General features: G+C 35.8%; 34 protein-coding genes and 1 pseudogene. 34 read left to right on the top strand and 1 reads right to left on the bottom strand.

All coding sequences use genetic code 11. The features are described from left to right. Window positions 1-84: 84 nt before the first annotated feature. From PPA03S_RS16730 to PPA03S_RS16780, 11 genes and pseudogenes are all read left to right on the top strand, one after another. A complete protein-coding gene (locus PPA03S_RS16730) occupies window positions 85-477 on the top strand; it encodes a hypothetical protein (RefSeq protein ID WP_062324444.1) in 393 nt (130 codons plus the stop codon). 4 nt (window positions 478-481) lie between these two features. Beyond that, on the top strand, window positions 482-769 hold the full coding sequence (locus PPA03S_RS16735) for a hypothetical protein (protein WP_062324445.1): 288 nt from the start codon (window positions 482-484) through the stop codon (window positions 767-769). 433 nt (window positions 770-1,202) lie between these two features. Continuing rightward, on the top strand, window positions 1,203-2,306 hold the full coding sequence (locus tag PPA03S_RS16740; RefSeq protein WP_062324446.1) for a DUF3626 domain-containing protein: 1,104 nt from the start codon (window positions 1,203-1,205) through the stop codon (window positions 2,304-2,306). A 130-nt stretch (window positions 2,307-2,436) separates the two neighbouring features. Beyond that, complete coding sequence (locus PPA03S_RS16745) at window positions 2,437-2,952, top strand: phosphotransferase-like protein (protein ID WP_062324447.1); 516 nt, start codon at window positions 2,437-2,439, stop codon at window positions 2,950-2,952. Between the two features lie 76 nt (window positions 2,953-3,028). After that, on the top strand, window positions 3,029-3,649 hold the full coding sequence (locus tag PPA03S_RS16750) for a zinc dependent phospholipase C family protein (RefSeq protein WP_062324448.1): 621 nt from the start codon (window positions 3,029-3,031) through the stop codon (window positions 3,647-3,649). 219 nt (window positions 3,650-3,868) lie between these two features. Next, entirely contained in the window at window positions 3,869-4,510 is a 642-nt protein-coding gene (locus PPA03S_RS16755; RefSeq protein WP_062324449.1) for a hypothetical protein, read from the top strand. A 310-nt stretch (window positions 4,511-4,820) separates the two neighbouring features. Next, entirely contained in the window at window positions 4,821-5,306 is a 486-nt protein-coding gene (locus PPA03S_RS16760) for a hypothetical protein (RefSeq protein WP_062324450.1), read from the top strand. A gap of 111 nt (window positions 5,307-5,417) precedes the next feature. After that, entirely contained in the window at window positions 5,418-6,299 is an 882-nt protein-coding gene (locus PPA03S_RS16765; protein ID WP_062324451.1) for a GNAT family N-acetyltransferase, read from the top strand. A gap of 235 nt (window positions 6,300-6,534) precedes the next feature. Next, a pseudogene (locus PPA03S_RS16770) lies at window positions 6,535-7,280 on the top strand (class I SAM-dependent methyltransferase). A 277-nt stretch (window positions 7,281-7,557) separates the two neighbouring features. Next, window positions 7,558-8,043 carry an AAA family ATPase gene (locus PPA03S_RS16775; protein WP_062324452.1) on the top strand — a complete coding sequence of 162 codons (486 nt, stop codon included), beginning with the start codon at window positions 7,558-7,560 and terminating at the stop codon, window positions 8,041-8,043. An 87-nt stretch (window positions 8,044-8,130) separates the two neighbouring features. Next, on the top strand, window positions 8,131-8,523 hold the full coding sequence (locus tag PPA03S_RS16780; RefSeq protein ID WP_062324703.1) for a GNAT family N-acetyltransferase: 393 nt from the start codon (window positions 8,131-8,133) through the stop codon (window positions 8,521-8,523). Window positions 8,524-8,712: 189 nt separating this feature from the next. On the opposite strand, the gene PPA03S_RS16785 is transcribed toward PPA03S_RS16780, so the two are convergent. After that, the gene (locus tag PPA03S_RS16785; protein ID WP_062324453.1) at window positions 8,713-9,000 is read right to left on the bottom strand and encodes a DUF6809 family protein; all 288 of its coding nucleotides are present in this window, start codon (window positions 8,998-9,000) and stop codon (window positions 8,713-8,715) included. A 150-nt stretch (window positions 9,001-9,150) separates the two neighbouring features. Between PPA03S_RS16785 and PPA03S_RS16790 the strand changes: the two genes are divergently transcribed. The 23 genes from PPA03S_RS16790 to PPA03S_RS16900 all read left to right on the top strand — a co-directional run bounded on the left by PPA03S_RS16790 (window position 9,151) and on the right by PPA03S_RS16900 (window position 23,845). Next, on the top strand, window positions 9,151-9,375 hold the full coding sequence (locus PPA03S_RS16790) for a helix-turn-helix domain-containing protein (protein ID WP_062324454.1): 225 nt from the start codon (window positions 9,151-9,153) through the stop codon (window positions 9,373-9,375). Between the two features lie 174 nt (window positions 9,376-9,549). Further along, window positions 9,550-10,023 (top strand): hypothetical protein, encoded by a 474-nt coding sequence (locus PPA03S_RS16795; RefSeq protein WP_062324455.1) that lies wholly within the window; start codon window positions 9,550-9,552, stop codon window positions 10,021-10,023. Between the two features lie 202 nt (window positions 10,024-10,225). Further along, window positions 10,226-11,311, top strand: coding sequence for a CHAP domain-containing protein (locus PPA03S_RS16800; RefSeq protein WP_245683642.1), 1,086 nt, complete (start codon window positions 10,226-10,228; stop codon window positions 11,309-11,311). Window positions 11,312-11,375: 64 nt separating this feature from the next. Further along, window positions 11,376-11,948 carry a hypothetical protein gene (locus PPA03S_RS16805; protein WP_062324456.1) on the top strand — a complete coding sequence of 191 codons (573 nt, stop codon included), beginning with the start codon at window positions 11,376-11,378 and terminating at the stop codon, window positions 11,946-11,948. A 67-nt stretch (window positions 11,949-12,015) separates the two neighbouring features. Further along, complete coding sequence (locus PPA03S_RS16810; RefSeq protein ID WP_082704187.1) at window positions 12,016-12,486, top strand: DUF5662 family protein; 471 nt, start codon at window positions 12,016-12,018, stop codon at window positions 12,484-12,486. A gap of 17 nt (window positions 12,487-12,503) precedes the next feature. After that, window positions 12,504-13,511 carry a serine hydrolase domain-containing protein gene (locus PPA03S_RS16815; protein ID WP_411835402.1) on the top strand — a complete coding sequence of 336 codons (1,008 nt, stop codon included), beginning with the start codon at window positions 12,504-12,506 and terminating at the stop codon, window positions 13,509-13,511. A 161-nt stretch (window positions 13,512-13,672) separates the two neighbouring features. Then, window positions 13,673-14,197, top strand: a complete 525-nt coding sequence (locus PPA03S_RS16820; protein ID WP_062324458.1) for a GNAT family N-acetyltransferase — start codon at window positions 13,673-13,675, stop codon at window positions 14,195-14,197. Window positions 14,198-14,443: 246 nt separating this feature from the next. Next, a complete protein-coding gene (locus tag PPA03S_RS16825; protein ID WP_062324459.1) occupies window positions 14,444-14,992 on the top strand; it encodes a GNAT family N-acetyltransferase in 549 nt (182 codons plus the stop codon). 26 nt (window positions 14,993-15,018) lie between these two features. Beyond that, window positions 15,019-15,519, top strand: a complete 501-nt coding sequence (locus PPA03S_RS16830) for a GNAT family N-acetyltransferase (protein WP_062324460.1) — start codon at window positions 15,019-15,021, stop codon at window positions 15,517-15,519. Between the two features lie 18 nt (window positions 15,520-15,537). Next, window positions 15,538-16,062, top strand: coding sequence for a P-loop nucleotide/nucleoside kinase family protein (locus PPA03S_RS16835; protein ID WP_062324461.1), 525 nt, complete (start codon window positions 15,538-15,540; stop codon window positions 16,060-16,062). A 153-nt stretch (window positions 16,063-16,215) separates the two neighbouring features. Further along, a complete protein-coding gene (locus PPA03S_RS16840) occupies window positions 16,216-16,947 on the top strand; it encodes an alpha/beta hydrolase family protein (protein WP_062324462.1) in 732 nt (243 codons plus the stop codon). 302 nt (window positions 16,948-17,249) lie between these two features. After that, window positions 17,250-17,510, top strand: coding sequence for a DUF1572 family protein (locus tag PPA03S_RS34385; protein ID WP_157284229.1), 261 nt, complete (start codon window positions 17,250-17,252; stop codon window positions 17,508-17,510). A gap of 210 nt (window positions 17,511-17,720) precedes the next feature. Next, entirely contained in the window at window positions 17,721-18,173 is a 453-nt protein-coding gene (locus PPA03S_RS16845; RefSeq protein ID WP_245683643.1) for a GNAT family N-acetyltransferase, read from the top strand. 99 nt (window positions 18,174-18,272) lie between these two features. Beyond that, window positions 18,273-18,746: a GNAT family N-acetyltransferase gene (locus PPA03S_RS16850; protein ID WP_062324463.1), complete on the top strand. Its 474-nt coding sequence runs from the start codon at window positions 18,273-18,275 to the stop codon at window positions 18,744-18,746. A gap of 62 nt (window positions 18,747-18,808) precedes the next feature. Beyond that, on the top strand, window positions 18,809-19,294 hold the full coding sequence (locus tag PPA03S_RS16855) for an NUDIX hydrolase (RefSeq protein WP_062324464.1): 486 nt from the start codon (window positions 18,809-18,811) through the stop codon (window positions 19,292-19,294). Between the two features lie 14 nt (window positions 19,295-19,308). Beyond that, on the top strand, window positions 19,309-19,731 hold the full coding sequence (locus PPA03S_RS16860) for a GNAT family N-acetyltransferase (protein ID WP_062324465.1): 423 nt from the start codon (window positions 19,309-19,311) through the stop codon (window positions 19,729-19,731). A gap of 246 nt (window positions 19,732-19,977) precedes the next feature. Next, a complete protein-coding gene (locus tag PPA03S_RS16870) occupies window positions 19,978-20,400 on the top strand; it encodes a DUF1801 domain-containing protein (protein WP_062324467.1) in 423 nt (140 codons plus the stop codon). 33 nt (window positions 20,401-20,433) lie between these two features. After that, window positions 20,434-20,865 (top strand): GNAT family N-acetyltransferase, encoded by a 432-nt coding sequence (locus PPA03S_RS16875; RefSeq protein ID WP_062324468.1) that lies wholly within the window; start codon window positions 20,434-20,436, stop codon window positions 20,863-20,865. 88 nt (window positions 20,866-20,953) lie between these two features. After that, window positions 20,954-21,355 carry an NUDIX hydrolase gene (locus PPA03S_RS16880; protein WP_062324469.1) on the top strand — a complete coding sequence of 134 codons (402 nt, stop codon included), beginning with the start codon at window positions 20,954-20,956 and terminating at the stop codon, window positions 21,353-21,355. 18 nt (window positions 21,356-21,373) lie between these two features. After that, window positions 21,374-21,799: an NUDIX hydrolase gene (locus PPA03S_RS16885; protein ID WP_062324470.1), complete on the top strand. Its 426-nt coding sequence runs from the start codon at window positions 21,374-21,376 to the stop codon at window positions 21,797-21,799. Window positions 21,800-21,864: 65 nt separating this feature from the next. Continuing rightward, window positions 21,865-22,326 carry a GNAT family N-acetyltransferase gene (locus PPA03S_RS16890; RefSeq protein WP_062324471.1) on the top strand — a complete coding sequence of 154 codons (462 nt, stop codon included), beginning with the start codon at window positions 21,865-21,867 and terminating at the stop codon, window positions 22,324-22,326. Between the two features lie 61 nt (window positions 22,327-22,387). Further along, on the top strand, window positions 22,388-22,942 hold the full coding sequence (locus PPA03S_RS16895) for a GNAT family N-acetyltransferase (protein WP_062324472.1): 555 nt from the start codon (window positions 22,388-22,390) through the stop codon (window positions 22,940-22,942). Between the two features lie 27 nt (window positions 22,943-22,969). Further along, window positions 22,970-23,845 (top strand): hypothetical protein, encoded by an 876-nt coding sequence (locus PPA03S_RS16900; RefSeq protein WP_062324473.1) that lies wholly within the window; start codon window positions 22,970-22,972, stop codon window positions 23,843-23,845. Window position 23,846: the final 1 nt, after the last annotated feature.

Genomic DNA, 23,846 nt, shown 5'->3' on the forward strand with positions numbered 1-23,846 from the left:
GAGTATTCATGCTGCGGGCTGACGCCATGAATACAAAAACGTTAGACGAAACTACCAAAGTCCAATCCAATGAAAGAGGTAGAGATGAAAACATTTAAAAAATCAATTCATTGGTTACTTATCTCATCCATCGTATTTACGATTACATCTGGGACTCAATTAATAATCAATATTTATAACGATCGGATTGGCTTTGTACTATTTTTTCTAATTTTCACTTCTGGATTATTATACTATTCACTTTTAATGATAATTGATTTGATTACTAAGGAAACAAAAGTGATGAAAGTAATAATTGTAGAAACAGATAATGAGATCATAAAAGTGTTAAGGGCTAATGGAAAAAAACGAAAAATAAGAATACCAATTAATGAAATCAACAAATATGAAATAGATCAAGAATTAATACTGACATTAACAAAACGTACAGGGCAAATAATAAAGATAAGTAATAATAAATTCAAAGAAAGATGGTAATTCTATGGGGTTCTGTATTGAATTCAAATTACTTAAAATCAATGATACCACTGCAATATATGTGTACGGGGATTGTGCAGAAAATTTTGAGGGGATATTTGAACTAGATTTAGAAAAATTAATATCTGGTGAGACTCCAGGTGATACGAATATGACGCAAGTTGTGAAAGTAATTAATCCATGCATAAGTGATGGAGATTATCAGCATAAAGCAAACAGGGCATTTAGTAAGATCTATAAACACTATAAAGAAACAAGAACTTATTTATTAGCAGGTGGCTATTATTCATAGACTTAACCGTCTAACAAAACGTACAAGAACATTAATTATGGAAGTACAATCTATTATAAACATCGTATCTACGGGGGATTCGCCCCTTTGGTCTGCAGAGGAATATCGAGGTTGCAGATTCAGCAGACAACCCTGCACCACCTAACCGCTTCGCGCTCATACCTCCGCTAAGACTTATAAATTAATTGTTCAACCCTTTTTACAAACAAGCAATGATAGTGAGTTTGGAGAAAAATGAACCAGAGTATATCATCGTTTTCCTGTTGCGTCCCATATGCTCCTTTAATCTTTTCGGGCGTAGATAGCTTGATTTCTGACTGTTGAAGAAGGTGTATCCCATTGGACAGTTTACTACAGGCAATTCTAAGCTAGTCAAAAAAAAATATAGATAGAGTATATTGAGATCTCCATTTTAGAAAGGGTGGTGTTTCTTGTGTCGAACAACAGACAACTTACAAGATCTCAACACGCAGCAATTGAATACATAAGTAACTACGCGAGATCCCAAAAAAGAGAAGCTCAAGCATCACTCAAAGAAATTTTTCAGTTATCCAATATTCCTTGGAATACCTTTGAAGAAGCAGTTCGGAAGATTAAATCCCATGCAAGAGTGGCTTTGCATTTTCATCCTGACCGTCCGGTTGTGGATATGAAAAGTGTGGCTCAATCCTTATTTGAGCAAGGGATCTATAAAAGTCAGTTCGAGACTCTCATATCCAATGGCAGTGTATCGGCTTATTCAGGTGGTCCGAGGGATCTTTGGGAGGAAAAACTATTTGGCGGAGCATATCAGTTAGAGGGTGCAGCCAACTCTGAACGGCCAAAGTATGGTGCTCTTCATTTGTTGTTTCATCCGGATGGACCGTCTCCACGATTCGGCTCTTGTTATTTCCTTTTAAAACCGAATGCTTCACATCGCTGTACATTCACTTACGGTGGCTCTCAAGATGATCCGAAGGAAAAGGGCACATATGAGGAATTAGACGATATCTTATCTGCGCTTTTTACGGATGCTTTCTTTCGGGATTATGCTATTGGAGAAAAGGATCTTACTCCTCAAAAATTGATAGAGCAGTTGTATAATCTGGAACGTCCGTTAAAGGATCCATCAAAACTGGTTCCATATCGGAATCTTAACCATTTTATCGAAACTCAAGTTCATGGAGAGATACGTCTTGAAGATGATGTGGAAGTTCTGGTTGCTGATCCATCGTTCAAAGGAACGGATATAGGGAACTATTTAGAGCAAATCTGTATCAAATATTCCATTGAACTGTTTTGGCATATGGGGTTTGTAATGCGTTCAGAGGATGTGCCACCTGATTTTAGGGGTCCAACTATGCCCTCATTAGCCAAGCGAATTGCAAGAAATGGTAACATCGACGCAAGTGTGATCGGGAATGCTGTCAACGATTTGAAACGCAATCCGGATCTCTGGTCCGACAGGGGTAACTATGAAGAAGTGCTCCAGGAATTAAAATACATGTGGCATGTACTCGTTCGATATGGTAAATCGATTGATGATTGGAGCAACTAATTTTACTGGAAATACTGGTTGAATCACAGTTCATAAAAAATGAAATTAAAAGAGGTACAGTTCTAGATATTTAGCAATCCGAAGAAACATAGACACTTTAAATATAACTCGTGCAAAGGAAGATGAGAAAATGGATAAAGGTAAAATTATATTTTTGAATGGCGTAACCAGTTCAGGTAAAACTTCAATCGTAGAAGCGATGCAAAATTACGCTGAACCCTTCTTTTATGTTGTGGCCAATGATCTTTTTGAAAATACGATTGGTGATAAACATTTGCAAACAGACTACTGGAAGTATTTAAGTGAAGCGATCATTTTAATGTATCATACAGCAAAATTATTTTCGGATCATGGAAAGAATGTTTTAATCGATGGGATACTTGTTGAAAGACCGGAATTAAAGCCGCATTATGATAAAGTCCAAGATATATTTGATGGATATCCTTTGGATATCGTTGAGGTGTACTGCCCGTTAGATCTTTGTCGTAAGCGAAATATAGAACGTGGTGACAGAAGAGAAGATCAATCCGATGAGCAAAACAAAATAATGTCGGAACACATTCGCTATAGCTTTTCAGTCGATACGAGTTTGAATACGCCGGAAGAATGTGCTGAAATGATTATCACATCAGTATTCCAAAAATAATGATCGAAAAGATGAATTCAAGGAAGTAGAGTCAGGCAAACACACTTCAAACTTTGATTGAAGGGAAGGAAGAAGTATGGGTTCAAGAATAATGCATCTGATTGTGGGGAATAGAATTGCAAATTCCTTATCTATAGTAGATAAGACGCCTTTTTTACTTGGAAATATTGCACCGGATGCTGTTACAACAAAAGATTCATCACATTTTTTTGCTGGTGAAATTCAGGATTATTCAAGGAACGTAGACTATAAAGGATTTTTACATAAGTATCGATCACGGGCAGAAGACCTTTATGTTCTGGGTTATTTCACACATCTAATTGCCGATGATATATGGTTGAAAGGTTTTAATTTACCTTGGTTAAGAAACAGAATGGAAGCTAATGAGGGATTATATAAACAGTATCATAACGACTTTAGATTATTGAATGGGAAGTTGCTTGAACATTATGGATATGAAGAGGAATTAAGAAGCAGGCTCAATCATATTCCAACACTACCGGATTTAGATGAAGTTAAATCTGCAGATGTCAAAAAGTTTGTGCCATGTGTACTTGCCGATTTGGATTATGACAAAGAAATTTTGATTGAAACCCTTAATGTTTTTACTTTTGAGCAGATCATTGGGTACTTAGAGACATCAGTCGATATGGGAATATTGAATATGAAGTATATAAAAGTAAAGTACAATTTGTAGTGATTCTATGAAGTCTGAGGTATTCTATAACAATACATCCACGTATCGCGACTAATCTAAGGGACAGATTAATGGTAAATGAAGGAGTAAACTATAATTTGCCGAATACTATTTAGGTATAAATAAGAAAAGGAGGATTTTATTATGTGGTTTTATGGTTATAAAAAACCGATAAGAATCCGTAATCTCCCTCAATATTAAAAATTGAGGAGGATTAAAATGAAAATAAATGAACATTATTTAAAAGAACAATTAAAGCATGTGTATTGGTTGAATGGTGGTTGTTGCGCGGGGAAGACAACGATGACAAAGAAATTTGTTGCAGATTTAGGGTTTCAAACGTTGAGCGATGATGTCTTGAAGTATAGACCATTCACTAGTCCAACTGAATACCCAGCTCTTCAATATCCCCATCCCGGTTTAAATTGGGAGGAGTGGTTTAATAGGCCCACTGATGTGATATTTCGGTGGCTTTGTGAAATCGTTGAAGAGATGATGGAATTTTTCGTTATTGATTTATTGCAAATGCCAACGGATAAACCAATCATTATCGATTTAGGAATAATGCCAGAACACATCCTACCCTTTATTCCTAAAGAAAGAATGATGTGTCTTTATACATCTGATGAAGAAATAGAAAGGCTATATTACTTTAGAGAAGATCATAAGATGATTTTGGACGTTATTAACCTTATATCAAATCCAGCGGAAACGATTAAACATGGCAACAAAACTATGGTGAAATTTTCCCATGAAATTAGAAATGCCTGCGTTAATCATAATATCAAAACGCTTGAAAGAACACCTGACTTGGGTGTCGAAGAACAATTCAGATTAATTCGGGAGCATTTTGAATTATGATATGAGCTTCCTTTGTTAATCTGATATTTAAAATGGACAGGCTACCGATATAAGGTAGCCTGTTTAAATAACGGGAGATGATATTTTGGTCAAAGTGAATTATAAAAATCATGCCGACTGACGTCCTGTCTTTATTCAAGGAAGCGATCCGATCAATCAGATAACACGATGTTCACGCAGCGGCTCTTTACGGAGCCTTAGTCTACTCGATGGATTTCAAGGGAGCAGGCTCAGTAAACACATTCGACTTCGTCGGACATCGTTAATATAGGAGTGTTATGTGAAATGTCGGATATATAAGGAGCGAAAAATGAAAAAATGTATAGCGATTATATTATTCATATCAACCGTATTAATGGGATGTAACAAGAATGAGCTAATATATAACGCCCCAACCAATGAACAAATCACTGATTATGTAAATAGTCATAGTTTAGATGTACAAGATAGTGCTTGGATTAAGGACTCAGCAATCATTTTGCTCGAGGATTCATTAATTACTCTTAATTCAGATCAACATGGGAAGCTATATGAGCAAAAATCTTCGTGGGGAATAAATTATTCAGATACTATGACTGTAGGAGACGGTAACCCATATGTAGCAGTCATAGTTAATAACGATATTTTAAGCTCTGGAGCTGATCGTATTTTAATTACTTATACTGATGGTAAGTCCTATTCAAGAGGGATTACGGAAAAGAAGGGGTATTTGATTCCTAACACTCAAATTAATGAAGTAGGGAACTTAATAATATTCGATAATAACGGTAAAGAACTTTACAAGAAGCGTGAGTAACTCAGGAAGAAGGCTCTACCCAACAACATATTTACACATTTATTTAACGTTTATAAGGTGCATTAGTATTTTATTGTGACGTAAAAAAATTATATTATATGGGGGATTGAAATGAAGATTATTTTTAGAAATTTCGATGATTCTTATTATGAACAAGTTTGCGATTTTTTGATTGAATTATCAAAAGATGACCGTAGGCATATCAATTGGAACTGGGCAAGGTGGGAGTGGATGTTTTATCATCCTGAATTCAATAGAGACTTAATGGATAAGATTGGCTTGTGGTATTGTAATGACGAGTTAGTAGGTCTAGCTACCTATGACCACTATTTTGGTGAAGCATTTTTTGCTACGAAACAAGGGTTTGAAGAATTAGAAGAAGATATATTAGAATATACCGCTACTACTTTCAGTAATGATAAAGGTCTTGGGATTGCGGTGAATGACAAGGATACTCACACTTTAAATTTGTTACGCAGTAAAAAATTTGTGGAGAATGATCTGACTGAAAACATACTTGAACTTGCACTAGAGAATGTTAGCCTTGATTATGTAATTCCTGAAGGAATAATAGTAAAAAATATGGATGTTAAACATGATTTATTGAAGTATCAGGAATTACTATGGAAGGGCTTTGACCACGAAGGTTCTGTGCCTGTTGATGAAATCAACATGGGTAAGAATAAAAGAATGTTGTCAGCAAGACATATGAATTCATTCTTACATATTGTTGCTGAAAATGAAGATGGGGAATATGTTGCGTATTGTGGCTTATGGTATAGTCCAAAAACGGATTATGTTTATGTTGAACCTGTATGCACAATTCCGGAGTATCGGCAGAAGGGACTTGGAAAAGCAGTAGTTTTAGAGGCCTTAAAAAGAGGCCGCTCCTTAGGTGCAGAAAAGGCATATGTTATTTCGGATAGTGCTTTTTACAAGTCAATAGGCTTTCAACAGCATTCTCATTATACGTTCTATTGGCATAACATCTGATATAGCTTCTTTTAGTATCCCTTCGCAACGTGTACATCAGATAACACCATGTTCAGGCATCGAGTCATTTGGCCTTTAAGTTGGTGAAGGTTCATGAAGTCATTACGTTATAAGTCATTAAAGCAAACGTTTTAGGAGTTGAACCATTATAGATAATCAAAAGCAAGAGCGATTACAAAGAGCCATTAGGTAAACTAATGAGCAACGAACAAAATTATACTGAGGAGACCACAGGATGAATAAACATCGTGTTTATGAAACAAACAGCTCCTATTGGGATACAAAAGGAAATGACTTTTTAAGAGCAATCGTGCTTCCTTTTTATGGAGCATTTGTAACAGAGGAAAAATGCCAACTTTTTGGCGATGTCTCAGGAAAAAAGATGTTAGAGATAGGCTGTGGAGATGGCCAATCATTGCAATATCAGGGAGAGCGTAAGGCAGCTGAACTATGGGGGATGGATATATCAGAAAATCAAATTGAAAAGGCGAAGCAACATCTGACAACGTGTGGTCTTTCAGCTAAATTGATCTGTTCTCCCATGGAAGAAGAATGTGACCTCCCCGTGGATTATTTTGACTTTGTTTATTCGATTTACGCCATAGGCTGGACAACAGACCTTGAAGGAACTTTTTGTCGGATCGCTTCATATTTAAAAAAAGATGGCATATTTATTTTCAGTTGGTCTCATCCAATTCACAAATGTGTTGTTAATGAAAATAATAGATTGGCTTTTAACAAGTCTTATTTTGATGAATCTTGGTATTCCGTAGCTCCTATTTTTGTCAAGGCAAGCTAACTTTGTCTGAACGTAAACTATCAACCTATATAAATGCGTTAGCGAAAGCAGGGTTTGGTATTGAACAAATGATTGAAGAAACCGATCAGGAAATAATCCAACTGCATGATGAAAATAATGATCTGGTAAAAAGAGCGAAGATGTTTCCTGTAACCTTCGTTATTAAAGCAAGAAAACTTTGAAAACGAATACAAAAGATAAAAAAATTAGTTATGGAGGTTAATCATGAGAAAAATATATTATACGGATTATATTTGGCAAGATACGAAGGTAAGATTACGGGCGATAAAGGTTGAGGGCTGTATAACATAACATTCAAGCAGCGGCTTCATTGGAGCTTAGTTCTGTGGGATGAATTTCGAAGAGGTATTTCATCAGACAAACCATTGGGATAAAGAATACAGGAATATTGTATGGTGTCAATTGTAAACTATCTTAAATCGTAAAGGCGGAAATTCAATGAAGAAGTTACCTTTGTTTATAGTGACCGGTGCAAGTGGAACAGGAAAAACGACTATTTGTTCTCTGATTCGCAATCTACTTCCCAGCTTTGATGTGTTTGATATGGATATTATTAATAATGTTGATTGGCAAATTGCCAAAGCTAATTGGTTGAGAATTGCTTATAGTATTTCTTTAAGTGGTCGTGGTACGGTTCTATGTGGAACGATGGTTCCTGAAAATATCGAATCAGCAGATCATAAAGATAAGTTTGATAAGATCTTTTATATAAACTTGCATTGTGATGATTTGACACGTGAAGCACGATTGAAGGCAAGAGGGTGGGAAGAAAGTGCAATTGAAGATCATAGAAAATTTGCCGGATGGTTAATACAGAATGCTGGTCAAGCTTTTAATCCCCCAATGCCGACAATTGATACAACAAGTCTTCCACCAGAAGAAGTAGCAAAACAAATTCAAAATTGGGTCATTAAGAACTGGTAAGTAATTTGAACTTATCCGACTATGTCGGAGCCTATGAATGAGGAATATTATATGATAGATCCAAAAAATTATCTTTGGGGGTTATTGATGGTAACGTTAAAATTACTTACAGAGAAACCGATTCTACAATCTGAACTAATGGGTCTTTATCAAGATGCTGGTTGGTGGCCTAACCGAGATGAGAATGGAATATTACAGCTACTTGTTAGTGGTGTTGCAGTTGGAGCTTGGAAAGATGATATATTGGTTGGTTTCTGTAGGTCTATTTCAGATGGAATATATCGGGCTTATGTAGAAGATGTTGTTGTATTAAGTACGTACAGAAATAAAGGAATAGGAGAACTAATGGTCAAAAGACTTTTAGATGAAATGAAAGATATTGATGTTATTAGTTTGTTTTGTACAGAGGATTTGGATGGTTTTTACGAATTGTCAGGATTTAAACGGACAAAGCAAATTGTAATGCATTATAAGAATTAGAGAATTTAGAAAGTTTAGGCAGCATCAATGACGCTTTTAGGTCTGGATGAAGATTGATCAGGAAGACAACCTTGCCGGTCTAAGTGGCAAAGCACCTCGCGGATACGATTTTTAAGCATTTAAGGTTCATAAATATCAGAAAGTTATACACATAATTAAGTGTAAAACAAAAGAGGGTCCGAAGACCCTCTAAATGCTAGAGTTTTGTAACTCACAATAAAGTTGGAGAGCATCTTTGAAACCTTGTATGTAGATACTTCTTTCTAGGATGGAGTGGAGAGAAATTTGAGCGTCTTCGTAAAGAAAGATGGTATGTTGAAGTTGATCGGGTAAAGCTTCACGAAGCGTTCTGAAAAATTGATCCGTTTCTGAAGAAAGCTGACTGTACTCTTTATTATGTTCTGATAGTTCAGTGTAGAGTAATTCCAGACGTATTCTTATAAGTGGTTCTACTAGTGAATCTAATGTATTAACCATTGACACTCCTCCTAATTAACTCTATAGAGTTATTATATAACCTTAAAGAGTTAATTACAAGGTGAATTTTTAACTTTATAGAGTTATTAGTTCTCTTTTCATTGATGATTGCTGATATGGGAGATAAGATGGAATTATGGAGGGGAAAAGATGACCGTAATCAAGTGCAATATAAGAGAACTCATGGCAGAACATCGAATCGATGATATAACAGAATTGATGGCGAAATCCGGCTTAAGTAGGAATTCAATCAATAAGTTATACCGGGAAACCAATATAGAAACAACTAAATTAGAAACTTTATTCAAGTTATGCGATACATTTAACTGCAAGTTATCTGATCTGATTGAATATGTGCCTGGAGAAGATATATAGCGAAGATAGATTCAAAAAGAAATTCCGTCGTATAACATCACAATCAAGCAGCGGCTCCATCGGAGCCTTGGTCTGCTGGAAGGGTTTCGTGGAGAGGGTCAGACGTCTTGAATATTGGGAACGTTATATGCAATTGCTGTAGAGCTAATTAATACCGTATTGGGGTTGTTATGAATGAATTTAATTCACTTTAAAATTGAACCATCGCAAGAAGAAACAAATATCAAGGTTTTAAATATATATATAAATAATGAGAATTTAATTGAAATTATAAAGAGATATGAAGTTCAGTTTGATCCTAAAATAGCAGGCAACTATGACGGTCTGAATATAAATTTTTATAAAGATATTGATGAACATTTTTTTGGAGAGCTTAATGAAAATGATCTTTTCAACTATGATGGAAAAACTCAAATATTAGGTTGTGATTGCGGAGAGCCAGGATGCTGGCCTTTATTGATAAAGATATCGGTAAGTGATGAAATTATTGTTTGGAGTGATTTTGAACAGCCTTATAGAAATGAAGATTCAGCAGGAGGATATTGGGATTATTCAAATTTAAAGCCCTTCGTATTCCATAGAAAACAATATGAAGAACAAATAAAAGAGATATATAGAAATTTCAATAAAGAAGGCATCAGCATATAATTTATGTTCTCGCATCGGGGATACAAGTCGTATGAATACATAAAGCATTGATGAATAGTGCTTTTTTAATAAGCAGGTGACATCATCTAAAATTAAATTCTTACTTCGGGACTTATGCCCCTTGTCGTTCAATGTCTGACGAACGCGACGCAGCCTTAAGATAAGAGCATTTAAACCTAATTTAGTGATAGGAGGCGAAAGTTTGATTTCTGAGAAAAAGCTTAAACGGGTTGAACTTGTTCGTGCTCTTGTTCTTGAAACACTACATACTACAGAGAATACCTCCAAGAAAGAGGAAGCATTGGTTAATCTTTTCGGAGTTTCTAGCTTCGCTATATTGCTTGCTATAAGAAGAGAACAAAATTCGGAAATTGCTGCGATTGCGGGATTGCTGCATGGTTTTTATTACTATAAAACCGGAATCAAATACTTTCCTGGTCCTAATAGTGCAGATACGGTAAGACCGATTTTGCGCAGCACCCAAATCTTTACCGACGAAGAGTTATCGGTCATTCTTCGATCGATCTTTTATCAAAAAGATAAACATCGGGTCCATGGACCATATGAAGAAATTATTAAAGACGCGATACTTATAGAGAGGTATGTTCAGAATCCAGGGGATCATTTTTCTAAAGTTGAGATATATAGACTACAAAAAGGTTTTGTTGAATTAGGGATTCCGATAGAACAGGTAGAGGTGAAGTGCAAGATTAATAGAAGAACGATAAACAAAGGAACTGAAGATAGACGTCTTAGATTGGCTGAAATTGCGGAAGCGCTTGCGATTCAAGAAGTTATGGGGATTTCGGAGGATGAAAACTTTCGACAAATATGCAAGTACTGGCCGGACTCGGATATCTATAAAGTATTGGAAGCGAATTGGTGTGCCGCATTTGTCTATCATTGCTGCATGAAGGCTGGCATCATACTCCCTATTCGCTACCCGAATCACAGTTATCGATTAGCTGGGGTTGGTGCGTGGTTGGATTGGGCTAAGCTACCTGAAACGAATTTTTTATATCAAGATGGGTATCATGGTTTTATACCAAAGCGTGGTGATATTGTCATTTTTGATAAGCTTCTATCTGATAATTCTCATGATCATATTGGAATTGTATTGGCATGTGAGGGAAACCAATTATTGGTTGCAGAGGGTAACAAAGACAATGAAAACTTCTCCAGCGTTCGTTACAAGGATAGAGGGCACTGTATTTACGGATATATGCGTATAGATGACAGCTATCAATTTCATTTTGATGGGGAATATATGCCGATCCTTTCTAAATAATGTTTAGGAAAATAGCTATAAAAATAATAGTGAGCTTAAATGTTGTTTGAAAGGAGTGAATTAAATGAACAATTCTTGGACCATTTGTATTTCAGGAGAATATGACTTGAATTTTCTGATGTTTGTGGCTAGTGCATGTGGATTATTAACAGATGAGTTCGAAGAAGGTGTTTGGCCAAATAGCCAATTTTTAAATGTTGAGCAAAGTAATGAAAAATTTAAAGAACAATGGAAGGAGCTATGGAATCAGAGCATTTCTAAAAAGGGGGAGCGGAAAAGGGGAAATCACCAAAATTTAATTATAGATCCTCCTCATTTTTCAATGATTAGAGAAGAAGACTTAAAGGCTGTTCTTATTAAGATGTGGCCGTCATTCATTAAATGGTGGAACATGCCTGCTGGCGGTCAGATTGCAATGCATTATTGGGAAGCTAAACCAGATCTCTTAGCTTTTGTGCAAGAATTCGAAAGCCAAGTCGGAAGAAAAATTAAGCCATTTAGGTTAGATGTCGATTTAGTGTATACAGGTTTAAACGAACCCATTGAAGTAAATGAACAATTTATAATCATGCCAATTAAATCCGAGTATTTAATGAAGAGAGATTGGTGGATAAAGAGATTTAAGGAGTATTATTGAATATGAGAATATGAGAAGGTTGTGAGAATTGATTGGAATTGAGTAAGAAATTATAAAGCCGAAGGGGATGGTCGCTATACTCCTAGTATATTGGCGGTATTTTCTTTATGTTTTGGATCATAAATTAAACGTTCTAATCGAATGTTGGCAAGAAGGATTATATCTTCAAGGGATAATCCATGACATGTCTAAATTCTCTCCTCACGAATTTTTTCCATATGCACGTAAATTCTATTCAAATCAGAAGGACGAGAATACCGAGCTGAGATGGAAGAATGCGTGGCTGCACCATCAAAATCATAATAAGCACCACTGGGAATATTGGATAGTAAATAAAAATACTAGAGAAGCCTTACCAATGCCAAAGAAATATTTGATAGAAATGGTATGTGACTGGCGGGCTTTCTCAAGAAAATGGGGGCGTAAAGTTAAAGAAACTAATTTACCAGAAAGAATGATGACATCTGAAAGTGTAATATTACACCCAAAGACAAGGGAAGAACTTGAAAACTTCATGAAGAAAAAACAACAACAATAAAAAACATAGTGAAGAAGGTGCCCCTTTCATTGTTTAACCTAAAAATATCAAATAATAAAGCATTCATTGAACTGAATGATTATGTCTCACAGGTAAAGAATAAAATATCTGCTACCGCTGCTGCGACATATATTATTCATAATGATCGTATCGTGAATGAATGGTATTCAGGAGTACATGGCAATTCTAAACGTAGTCGATTAGTTGATGAGGAATCACAATTTAATGTTGCTTCAGTTCGAAAAACATTTTTAGGATTTGCTATTAGTCTCGCATTACTTGAAGGTAAGGTCAGAAGTATAGATGATCTTGTTGTGGACTACTTGAATGAGGTAGATAGGGACGCACTAAGACATATAACAATACGACATTTGTTAACCCATACTCATGGTTTAAGTGATCTGGATAATAGATTGTTTCTTCAGGGGACTGACTGGAAGTACAATAATATTGGTGTTAATCTGCTAATTGAGATTATTCGGAAATTATATAAAATCCCTTTATCACAATTACTCACAGAGCGTTTGTTCTCACCTATGGGCTTTAGCCAAACAGGATGGAGAAAGGAAAATAATGAAAAATTAGTATGGCTTAATGAGCACTATAAGGATGATCAAGGTAACCAAGCCAACTTATTTATGAGCACAAAGGAACTGGCATATTGGGGTTATCTCCATTTGAATAAGGGAGCTATAAACGGGAAGCAGATACTTCCTAAAGAAATATTCGAGCAAACAACCACTATTATTAGTCCTCCTGATCTGGAACAACAATTGCCGAGAAACGGTTTTTTTTGGTTTGTGCAAGATGAGCCGCGGTCTTTTACAGAATTAGGTGATAAACTTCCACACGGTTCTTTTCAGTCTCTGGGGGCCACTGGATGTGCCTGTCTTGTCATTCCTAAGTGTAAAACTGTAGCGGTAAGAATGTATAATCAGACTGGACAAAATCCGTTAGGGTACGACTACCTTGAGGACATCAAAACATTTGGGGATTTGGTCTGTAAGTACATAGAAGATCTATAAACCGTGAACTTGGCTTAAATGATATCAGTTATTCCATCTTAAATGATAATGATAAATTTTTTACTGGATAAGAATATATGTTCCGGTACAATTGAACTAAGAATAGTAAATCTCTTCCTCTAAATTTGATTACAAATAAAAACAGAGAGGTGAGTGACAAGATGGAACAAAAGAATGCGCCAGAGGTAAGAATTGAACTTTGGGACGAAGAAGATCTAGGTTTGCTTCGCCAATTAAATTCGCCAGAAATGACAGTACATTTCGGAGGACCAGAGACTGAGGAGAAAATCCTAGCTCGTCATAAGCGCTATTATGAAATCGCCCAAAATGGAACAGGAAAAATGTATAAGATCCTTTTGCTTCCGCATCTTGAAGTCGTGGGTAGTGTAGGGTACTGGGATCAGACGTGGAAAGAAGAATCTATTTACGAGATAGGATGGAGTGTTTTATCGGAATATCAAAGTAGAGGAATAGCGACAGAAGCAACAGCCAAGGCCATAGCTTCTATCCATTCTGAAAAGAAGAAACATAAATTCATTCATGCTTTTCCTAAAACCAAGAATCCCGCTTCGAATGCCATTTGTCGCAAGCTGGGATTTTCGTATATTGGTGAGTGTGATTTTGAATATCCTGTTGGGACAACCATACGATGTAACGACTGGAGACTGGCAGTTGAGGAAAATTAAGATCAAAAGCAAGGGGGGAATTTTACATCAGCTGCATGGCTTTCTCCATATTTCAGGGCAGATGAGAGACCATCTGCTTTTTTTTTGCTTGATTTACTTCATATATGTAATAATATGGGTTAGTACTTAGTGCATATAATTTCCTGATTAAAGGGACATGATGAATGCCTAGTTTCTATGGATTTATCTTTATTTGAATCCTAGAGACGCTGAGTGAAACTACTTAAACCATTAAGGAGAACTAAAATGTCGCAGTTTCCCGAATTAGAAACAAAAAGACTTGTATTAAGAGAACTAACACAGAATGATTCCACGGATATATTTCAATGCTTTTCATTGGATGAGGTTACGAAGTTTTATGATGTGGAGAGTTTTACAAATATTAAACAAGCAGAAGATTTAATTCAAAGATGGAATGAAAGATTTGAAACAGGACAAGCCATTCGTTGGGGAATCACTTTCCAGTCGGAAAACAAAGTAATCGGAACATGTGGCTTTCATGGTTGGATGAAAAATCATTATAAGGCTGTCATTGGATATGAACTATCACCAGAATATTGGCATCAAGGTTTTATGACCGAGGTAGTTGAAAAGGTAATTGAATATGGATTTAATACGCTTGGCTTAAACCGAATTGAAGCATTTGTAGAGCCAGAGAATGTGGGGTCAAGAAAGGTACTTGAGGAAATTGGCTTCAGAGAAGAAGGAATATTGAAGGAAAATTTTTATTGGAAGAATCGATTTGTTAATAATGCCATTTATGCATTTCTTAAGAAAGACTATAAAGTTCATTAATAACTAAACGAAAGAAGGATAAACAGATGGTTACAATTAGATTTGTTTCAAATGAGGATATCCCACACATTCAATCCATAGCTCAAGAAACATGGAATTATACTTATAAAGGCATATACTCCGAAGAATACATACAAAATTTTCTAAGTAGAGCATATTCAGATGAGAATTTAAGTCGATCTGTCGATAGAGATCTTCAAAGTGCCCATCGGAGTTTTTTAATAGCAGAATTTAATGGCAAAGTCGTTGGATATGCTCAAACAAGTCAAGTCCAAGAAGAAGAATATGAATTACTAAGAATCTATATACGACCTGAATATCACAAAATGGGAATAGGCAAAGAATTCATTCAGAAATTCACTCAAGATTTAAAGCCAATAAATAAACTGTTTGCTTGGGTAGGGAAAGAGAATCATATAGGAAGAGCATTCTATGAGAAAAGTGGATTTAAAGAAATAGAAGAGATGACTGAAACCATAGAAGGGCACAGCAATACGCAAGTTAAATATGAATTGGATATTTCGTAGGGAAAGGTGGGTTCATCAATGTTTTTTCTCCAAATGTCGGGATTTCCTGGTTCGGGTAAGTCCACTCTTTCAAGACGGATAGCTAAAATAACGGGTGCCATAATTATTGATCATGATATCTCAAAGTCCTCCATATTGAAGTCCATGGGGGATCGGAATTTAGAATTAAAAGTTTTAGGTATGACTTCATATAATGTTGATTGGGCCCTGATAGAGTTTTATCTCTCCCAAAGCTATGACGTAATATTCGATAGTCCATGCTTTTATTCTGAGATGATTGAAAGAGGTTCATCATTGAGTAAGAAGTATAATGCTAAATATAAGTACGTTGAATGTTACCTGAATGACTATCAGGAAATAAGTAAAAGATTACAACATCGAGAACGAATGATGAGCCAGATTTCGGGTACATCTGAAGAAGAGTTTAGAAATAATATTAATGATAGTAAGAGACCTAATGATATTAAATGTTTGCTTGTTGATTCGTCACAATCTATAGAGATGTATTTGGATAACGTTTTAAATTATATTGATGAAGAATAAGTAATGTCTCGTGAAATATAAGATCAAATGAGAAAAAATGCAAACGGATGAATGGCTAAGAAGATTGGAATGGACATTGGAAACCAATTTTGTAGGATAATAGAATTATTGCGATTTCTTTAATATATATTCATAAAGAATAATGGAGAGCTTATGGATAATTGTTCTGAACAACTAATTGCTGGGATCCCTTGTTTATGGATTAAGCCTAACTGTCACTCTAAAGGGATACTCATTTTATATCATGGATGGGTTTCAAACATTAAGGATTACATTTTCTTTGGTTCATTGATTTCTGATTGGGGATACACAGTTATCCTACCTGAGATTCCATATCACGGTACCAGAGGGGCGCTTAACTATTTTGATCCTAAAGAAATACAAAAACATTTTTGGAATGTCGTTATTCAGACAGTTGAAGAAGCTGGAGATCTTATTTCTGAATTAACCCTATATGACAAGATAGTGGGAGTTGTCGGTAATTCTACTGGCGGTTTTGCAGCTGCAGGTGTTTATTCAAATCACATAAGTATCAAATCTGCAATAATAATGAACGGTTCATGCGCTTGGGAAAGGTTTGAAGAACTCATTTGTGAAAGAGATGGAAGGACACCTTGGACTTCTATGGATAAGAATACAATCCTAAAGCTAGATCCGGCTAAATTAACAGGAAATATGAAGAATAAAGCGATGCTTATTTTACATGGAACAGAAGATACAACTATTCCAATTGATAGTCAGAAGTATTTTATGAAGGTCATTGAACAGAACAATGAAATAAATAAATCAGTACAATTTGTTGAGTACTCCAAAGTAAATCATCATATTACTTTAAGCATGTTAGAAGAATCAAAGAGATGGTTAGATGAGCAAACACATAATTAAAATCTTGAAGATAGTAGTAGCTGCTTATAACAAAATAGTCCCTTATCAGGGCATTTGTACCTCCAGCTCTGGCAGGAGTTTGAGGAGTGTTATAGGGAATAATTGGAAGTGGTTGTAATCGATCCGTTTGTTGAACTTACTTAAGTTTCTCGGGTTCGTGAGGACAACAACGTTATAGAAAATCAGCGCAAGGATGCAATGAGTTAAAGAAAACACTTTTTCAGTAATTAATTGGTAGATTAGATAAATTTCATAGACTGGAGTGTGCTCATGGAAATTGAATTAGAAGTAATTAAGAAGATATCACATGGTCACCAAATAAAGAAAGTAATAGTATTGCCAATCTGGTTGCCCATATAAGAGGTTGTGTTCACTCAAGAATAGAAACGATATTTTATGATATTGCTGATTCAAGAGACAGGGATAAGGAGTTTGAATATGGGCTTAAATTGTCGATAGAAGAAGCCTATAACATGACTAAGGAATCATTCAATATCTCGAACACCTCAGTTCCAACCCAAATTTGTTGTTATCTCAACCTTTCATTAATCGTCCCCCTCTAACATTCAGTCAAGTAAATAATGAAACAACTGTTTTGAATCTAATGATAGCAATGGTAAGAGAAATTCACTATCACACTGGTCAAATCATATATGCAGCCAAAATAAGGAAAGGAAAGCTAGTTTGGCAATACGATTGATATCAACAGAATGCAATAAAAAATGTCTAACCCAAAAAAGGAGATGGTATCTATCTATTCTTATAGATCTCTAATGAATGAAGACTTAAAAAATATAAGTTCTTTTCCTCAGTCAAAGGAAGAATTGTTTTATATTAGTCCTCGGTTTAAATATCCTTTAACGCCAGACCAGATGTTAAAACTTCTTGAGAGTCGATACGAACCTACAGTTATTGTTGATGAGGAGTCAGGTCAAGTTATAGCTTATGCCAATTTATATGACTATAAAGATGATGTATGTTGGTTAGGCAACGTTATTGTATCGAAGGATTTTAGAGGAAAAGGTGCTGCTAATTATTTGTTGAAAACGATGATAATGAAGGCGAAATCGATTTATAAAGTTAAACACTTATTATTATCATGTCATAGCACGAATTCAAGAGGACTAGCATTTTATCACAAGCAAGGATTTAAACCCATTGATATGCGAATAACGGATTTAGATGAACAAAAAATAATAACTATACAAATGAAGTTAGAGATTTAGAATGCATTCAAGAAGAACGAAACCGCATATTATACGTGTAATGTTGGGAACTAACATAGAAGAAGAACACAAATTTCAATAACGGGAGGATGATATGAAATGGAAATCTCATTATCCAAAGCAGGTCTTAAAGAAGCTTCAATCATTCACGAAATGCAAATAAAAGCATTCATGCCTCTATTAAATAAATATAAAGACTATGAAACAAACCCAGCAAATCAAACGGTAGAACAAATAGCAGATCGAATAAATCAAAGCTATACAGATTATTACCTAATAAGACAAGCGAATATTCCTGTGGGGGCCATTAGAATAGTAAAAAAGGAAAATAAAATCTATCGAGTAAGCCCTGTATTTATTTTACCCGACTACCAAGGGAGAGGGATTGCACAAAAAGTATTTTCAATGATTGAAGATAGGTATAGCGATGCGGGAATATGGGAGTTGGCTACAATCTCAGAAGAGCAGAGGAATTGTTACCTTTATGAGAAATTAGGATATAGACAGAAGGGAGATACGAAACAAATTAACGACAAAATGACAATTGTGATTTATGAAAAACTTATGATTTAGGTACGGCTTAGAAAGTCCCTTGAGTTATAAAGAAAATTTGAAACTAATAAAGGACTGGTTGCATGTTCTATGTTAATTCAAGAGCGATCATTGAAAGATCTGGTAATGAAGCAACAGAGATTGTCATACAAAGAAGAACAAAGACGGATTCTTCTTTTCAGTTTGAACTTCCTGGAGGTAGAATTGAACCGTTTGAATCGTTGATCCAAGCTCTGGTAAGAGAGGTTAAAGAAGAAACTGGATTAGATGTTTATGAAATTGAAGGAACTGAAACAAGAATTGATACAACTGGAATAAATCCTGAATTTGAAGTGGAATGTCTTAGACCATTCGCTGCTTATCAAACCATTAAGGGACCAATTGATTCTGTTGGATATTATTTTAGATGTAAGGCAAGTGGAGATTTGTTAGAAGCTGGTGACGAAACAATAGAAATTCAATGGATTGATATTAAGGAACTAAATAATTTATTTATGGAGAACCCATTAGATTTTTCCGATATTGATCGTGCTGGAATTAAGTACTACTTGAAGCATCAAGGATATTGAGAGGAGCTGGATTGATGGATTTTATATATGGAGAATATCTTATCAGTGATAACAAAGAACTTATGGATATCCATGCGGTAAAGGGTTTCTTATCTAGAAGCTATTGGGCCAATGCGAGATCCGATGAAAAAATTGAGAAGTCCATCCATTCTTCAATATGTTTTGGGATGTATAAGGAAGAAATTCAAGTGGGTTTTGCAAGGGTTGTCACAGATGATGCGACAATGTATTGGCTGTGTGATGTTATTATTCATGAGGATTATAGGGGCCAAGGACTTGGTAAGAAACTAATTGAAGTGATAACACAATCGGATCGTTTTAAAGACTTAATGGGGTTACTTGGAACATTGGATGCACATGAATTATATGAACAATATCAATTTAATAGAAATACGGAACGGTTCATGATAAGACTTCCTGATTTTTTGAGGGAGTGATGACTATGAGGAGAGTTCTTTATTTTCTTTCTTTGATTATTGGGATCGTTTTCATATCCCTTGGAATAATACCAGCTATTTTTGCCTATCCATACCGTGATGGACCAAATTCAGGACCAGCAGACCTTTGGGAACTGATTCGAATCATTAGTTACGAACAATGGATATTTTTTCTGATTGTTGGTCTGATATTAAGTCTTTTTCCTGCGTTAAAGCTACGGAAGACATGAAGGGGGATTTTATCAAATGTACAAACTTAAAACAAAAGAAACAGACAACAGCGTCATTGAATTTATTGAAAGTGTTGAGAATCCCAAAAAGCGTGAAGACGCGTATCAACTTTTGGATATTTTCACTGAAACAACAGGGTATAAAGCAAAGATATGGGGACCGAGTATTATTGGATTCGGCGCTTATCATTATAAATATGAATCTGGCCACGAAGGAGATGCACCATTGGTGGGCTTTTCTCCTCGAAAAGCAAAAATCAGTTTGTATTTTGCGATAGGTGATGCAGAGCGAGAGAATCTATTAAAGGACTTTGGAAAACATACGACAGGAAAAGCATGTGTATACATCAATAAAGTTGCAGATATCAATGAAGATGTATTAAAGGCGTTGATCAATCAATCGATTAGTTTCTTGAAAGAAACTTTTCCGAATCCTTAATTCCTGTTAACTGATTTTATTGGAGGTCATGTGATGACAGAAAAGAACATTCATATACGATGGGCGAACGCAAATGATGCAGAGGACCTTCTGAAGCTCAATGATGCTTTTAATGGAGTTGGTACATCCATAGAGGAAGTAAAAGATAGCCTTGCTTTATCTGATGAGTTGATTGCTATAGCTGTCATTGACGATCAGGCAGTGGGATTTGCTTGTGCTCAATATTTTAAATCTTTTTGTTATCGTGAACTCCAGGGAGAGATCACAGAAATGTATATTACCGAAGTTGCCCGGAGAAGAGGATTGGCAACGTTGTTAATTGCTTTTATAGAGGATAAACTCAGATCACGTGGTGTTACAAGTGTAAAGATCCTGACAGGCCAAGAAAATGAAATAGCCATAAGGACATACGGAAAATCGAACTATGCTATAACGGAGGAAGTAATGCTTCAAAAGGAACTATAAACCACAAAGATATTGGACAGTAGAGAGGTAGAGAGAGAATTTTAGATATGGGGCTATCAAATTCAAAACATGAGAAGAGGGACTTTAAATGAAATTTATTGTGTCTGCAAGTGTGATTGTCCTTAATGAGAACGATGAAATCTTACTTATGAAGGGACGGAGAGGCTGGGAAATGCCTCAAGGCTGTGTGGAAGAAGGCGAGACCATCACACAAGCTGCTATTCGAGAGGTAAAGGAAGAGACTGGCATTGATATTGAACTTATTAAGTTTTGTGGCCTATATCAGAATACTACGCGGGGAGTATGTAACAATATATTCACTGGAAAACCGATTGGAGGAACTCTAACTACAAGTATTGAAAGTGATGAGGTTGGTTTCTTTACATTAGAACAAGCCAATGAAATGATAACCTGGGGGAATTTCAAGGAGAGAATTCACAAAGCATTGGATGAGAGCACTCATCCCATTTTAGTTGAGTTCTCTGAATAACATATGGGTGAAGGTATCTTGAAAAACAACATCGTTGTTGTGGTTAAGGGAGTTATTGAAAATAAAGGCAGGGTATTGATATTAAAACGTTCAGCTGCAGATGAAGTTGCCGCTGGGAGCTGGGAAACCGTTGGTGGAAAGATCGATTTTGGAGAAGAACTAGAAGGAGCTTTGATTCGTGAAGTGAAAGAAGAAGCTGGGCTTAAAGTGAGTGTTGAGAAATTACTATTTGCTGCTACTTTTTTTACGGATCCGCATAGACAGATCGTATTACTGACATATTTGTGCAGAGCAATAGATGACCGAGTTATACTTTCAGAAGAACATAGCGAGTATATGTGGGCAACCAGATCAGAGTTATATGACTATTTACCACAAACTATTTTAAATGATTTTAAAAAATATAACGTAATCGATACAGTTGAAATCACAGCTAAACAATAAGGACTCAAGTAACTCATTAATCTACTTCAACGAAATATAATTCGGCAAACGAAAGGGATTTTTGAATGAACCCAATTACTATAGAACCAATCGATAAAACGAATTGGGAAGAGGCGATCGCGATATCTTTACTTGAAACGCAAGTAAATCTTGTACCGACGGTCATCGAATCTTTAGCATATGCCTACGTGAAGCCGTGGGATGCAGCTTTTGATCCATATCTTTTGCGTGAAGGCGATAAAGCTTTCGGTTTTTTCTATTTATCGTACACACCAGCAAGTACTGATAATTATTGGATTGGAGGATTTCAAATAGATAAGGACTATCAAGGAAAAGGATTAGGAAGTCAATCACTTTATATGATACTGGAAAGTATTCAGGAAAAGCATCCACAATGTCAAATCATCTCACTAACTGTAGAAAAAAGTAATGCACATGCAAGAGCCTTATATGAGAAGATAGGATTTATTGATCAGGAATTGGAAAATCAGGATGGTGAGATGGTATATAAGCTCCAATTGAAATAAGCCAGATATCAACCACAATGAAGCTATAATGATCCATTTGACTAAAATAAGGTGGGATAGCATGGTGTACGACAATCTCAATATAACGATGACCACAGAGAGGTTACTGTTAAGATTATTTACGAAAGCAGATGCTGAAACCGTTACCAGACTATGTAATGACTACCACATTTATAAGAGCACACTCACATTACCCTACCCATATACATTAGAGTGTGCCTTGTCTTGGATAGAGCACCATAATGAAAATTTTAATGCGGATAAATGTTATGAATTTGCTATTTGTGATAGGGAAACAGGTGATTTATACGGGGCAATAGCACTATCTAATCAACAACGTTACGATAACGGTGAGTTATCTTATTGGGTGGGTCAGCCGTTTTGGGGAAAAGGTTATGCAACGGAAGCTGCTAAAGCCATGTTAGACTTCGCTTTTGATGTGAAAAAATATCATAAGGTATACGCGCGGCACTTTGCTTCTAACCCGGCATCCGGAAAAGTTATACAGAAGATTGGCATGATAAAAGAAGGAGTACTGGTGGATCATGTCAAGAAAGAAGACCGGTATGAGGATCTGATTTACTACGGAGTAGTGAAAAATAAGGTGAAAGAATAAATTTCATCCAATGCGGAGGAGTACATATTGAAAATTAAACCGGGTAAACAAGTTTTACTATCATGGATGGATTGTTATGTACCGGAAAAAGATTTGTTTTTCCTATCAAAAGAACATCTTGATGATGAAATTGACTTTACGGATGTGCTATTAATGCCAAAAGAGGAGCTCTATAACCACAGCACATATAGGCAAGTGAATTATGTGAATGGTTATGAGTACTGGAATATAAAGAACATCGATTATGTAATCATTGCGGATAAAGAATGGATCGAAACCATTCCTGAAGATAAGAAACGATTTTTATTAAATGCACAAGTGCAAAGTGGAAGAGGGCTTGTTTTCCCCGTTACATTGGTACATGATTTGGCGGAAATCCCTGCAAGCTATTTGATTGATGGACATGTTATCCTTCAACGATCCATGTGGGAAAAGCTGGACAAATCCTGTAAAGAACAGATCCTTACGACATTGGTTTACGAATGGTGGGATCAAGGGGAATGTGAAAAGCTACCTGAGTCGCTACCTGATTTCCTAAAACCATATGCCAATTCGTTTGCTAGTTCCCAAGGTGCAAATTGCCTCGCAGCAGTTTTGTTTGCAATCTCCAAAGGGAAACAGGAATGGTTTATCTATGAATGGGTACACCAAAAAACGTTTCTTGAGAAATTAAAACAGTATCACTACAAGGAGTTACTAACGGACGAACTACATCAAGGGGACGTTGTCAGTTGGACAGATGAGAATGGGATCATCCAACATGCAGCCTATCATCTGGGAGAAGAATTATATTTCAATAAGGATGGGCAGACGATATTCAACCCGTGGAAGATACTCTCTAAAGAGCAGCTGTATAGGGAGTGGGAGCATCTAACCATTGTAACGTATAGACAAACGTTATGAA

This window comes from Paenibacillus pabuli NBRC 13638 (genome assembly GCF_001514495.1).
Taxonomy (GTDB): domain Bacteria; phylum Bacillota; class Bacilli; order Paenibacillales; family Paenibacillaceae; genus Paenibacillus; species Paenibacillus pabuli.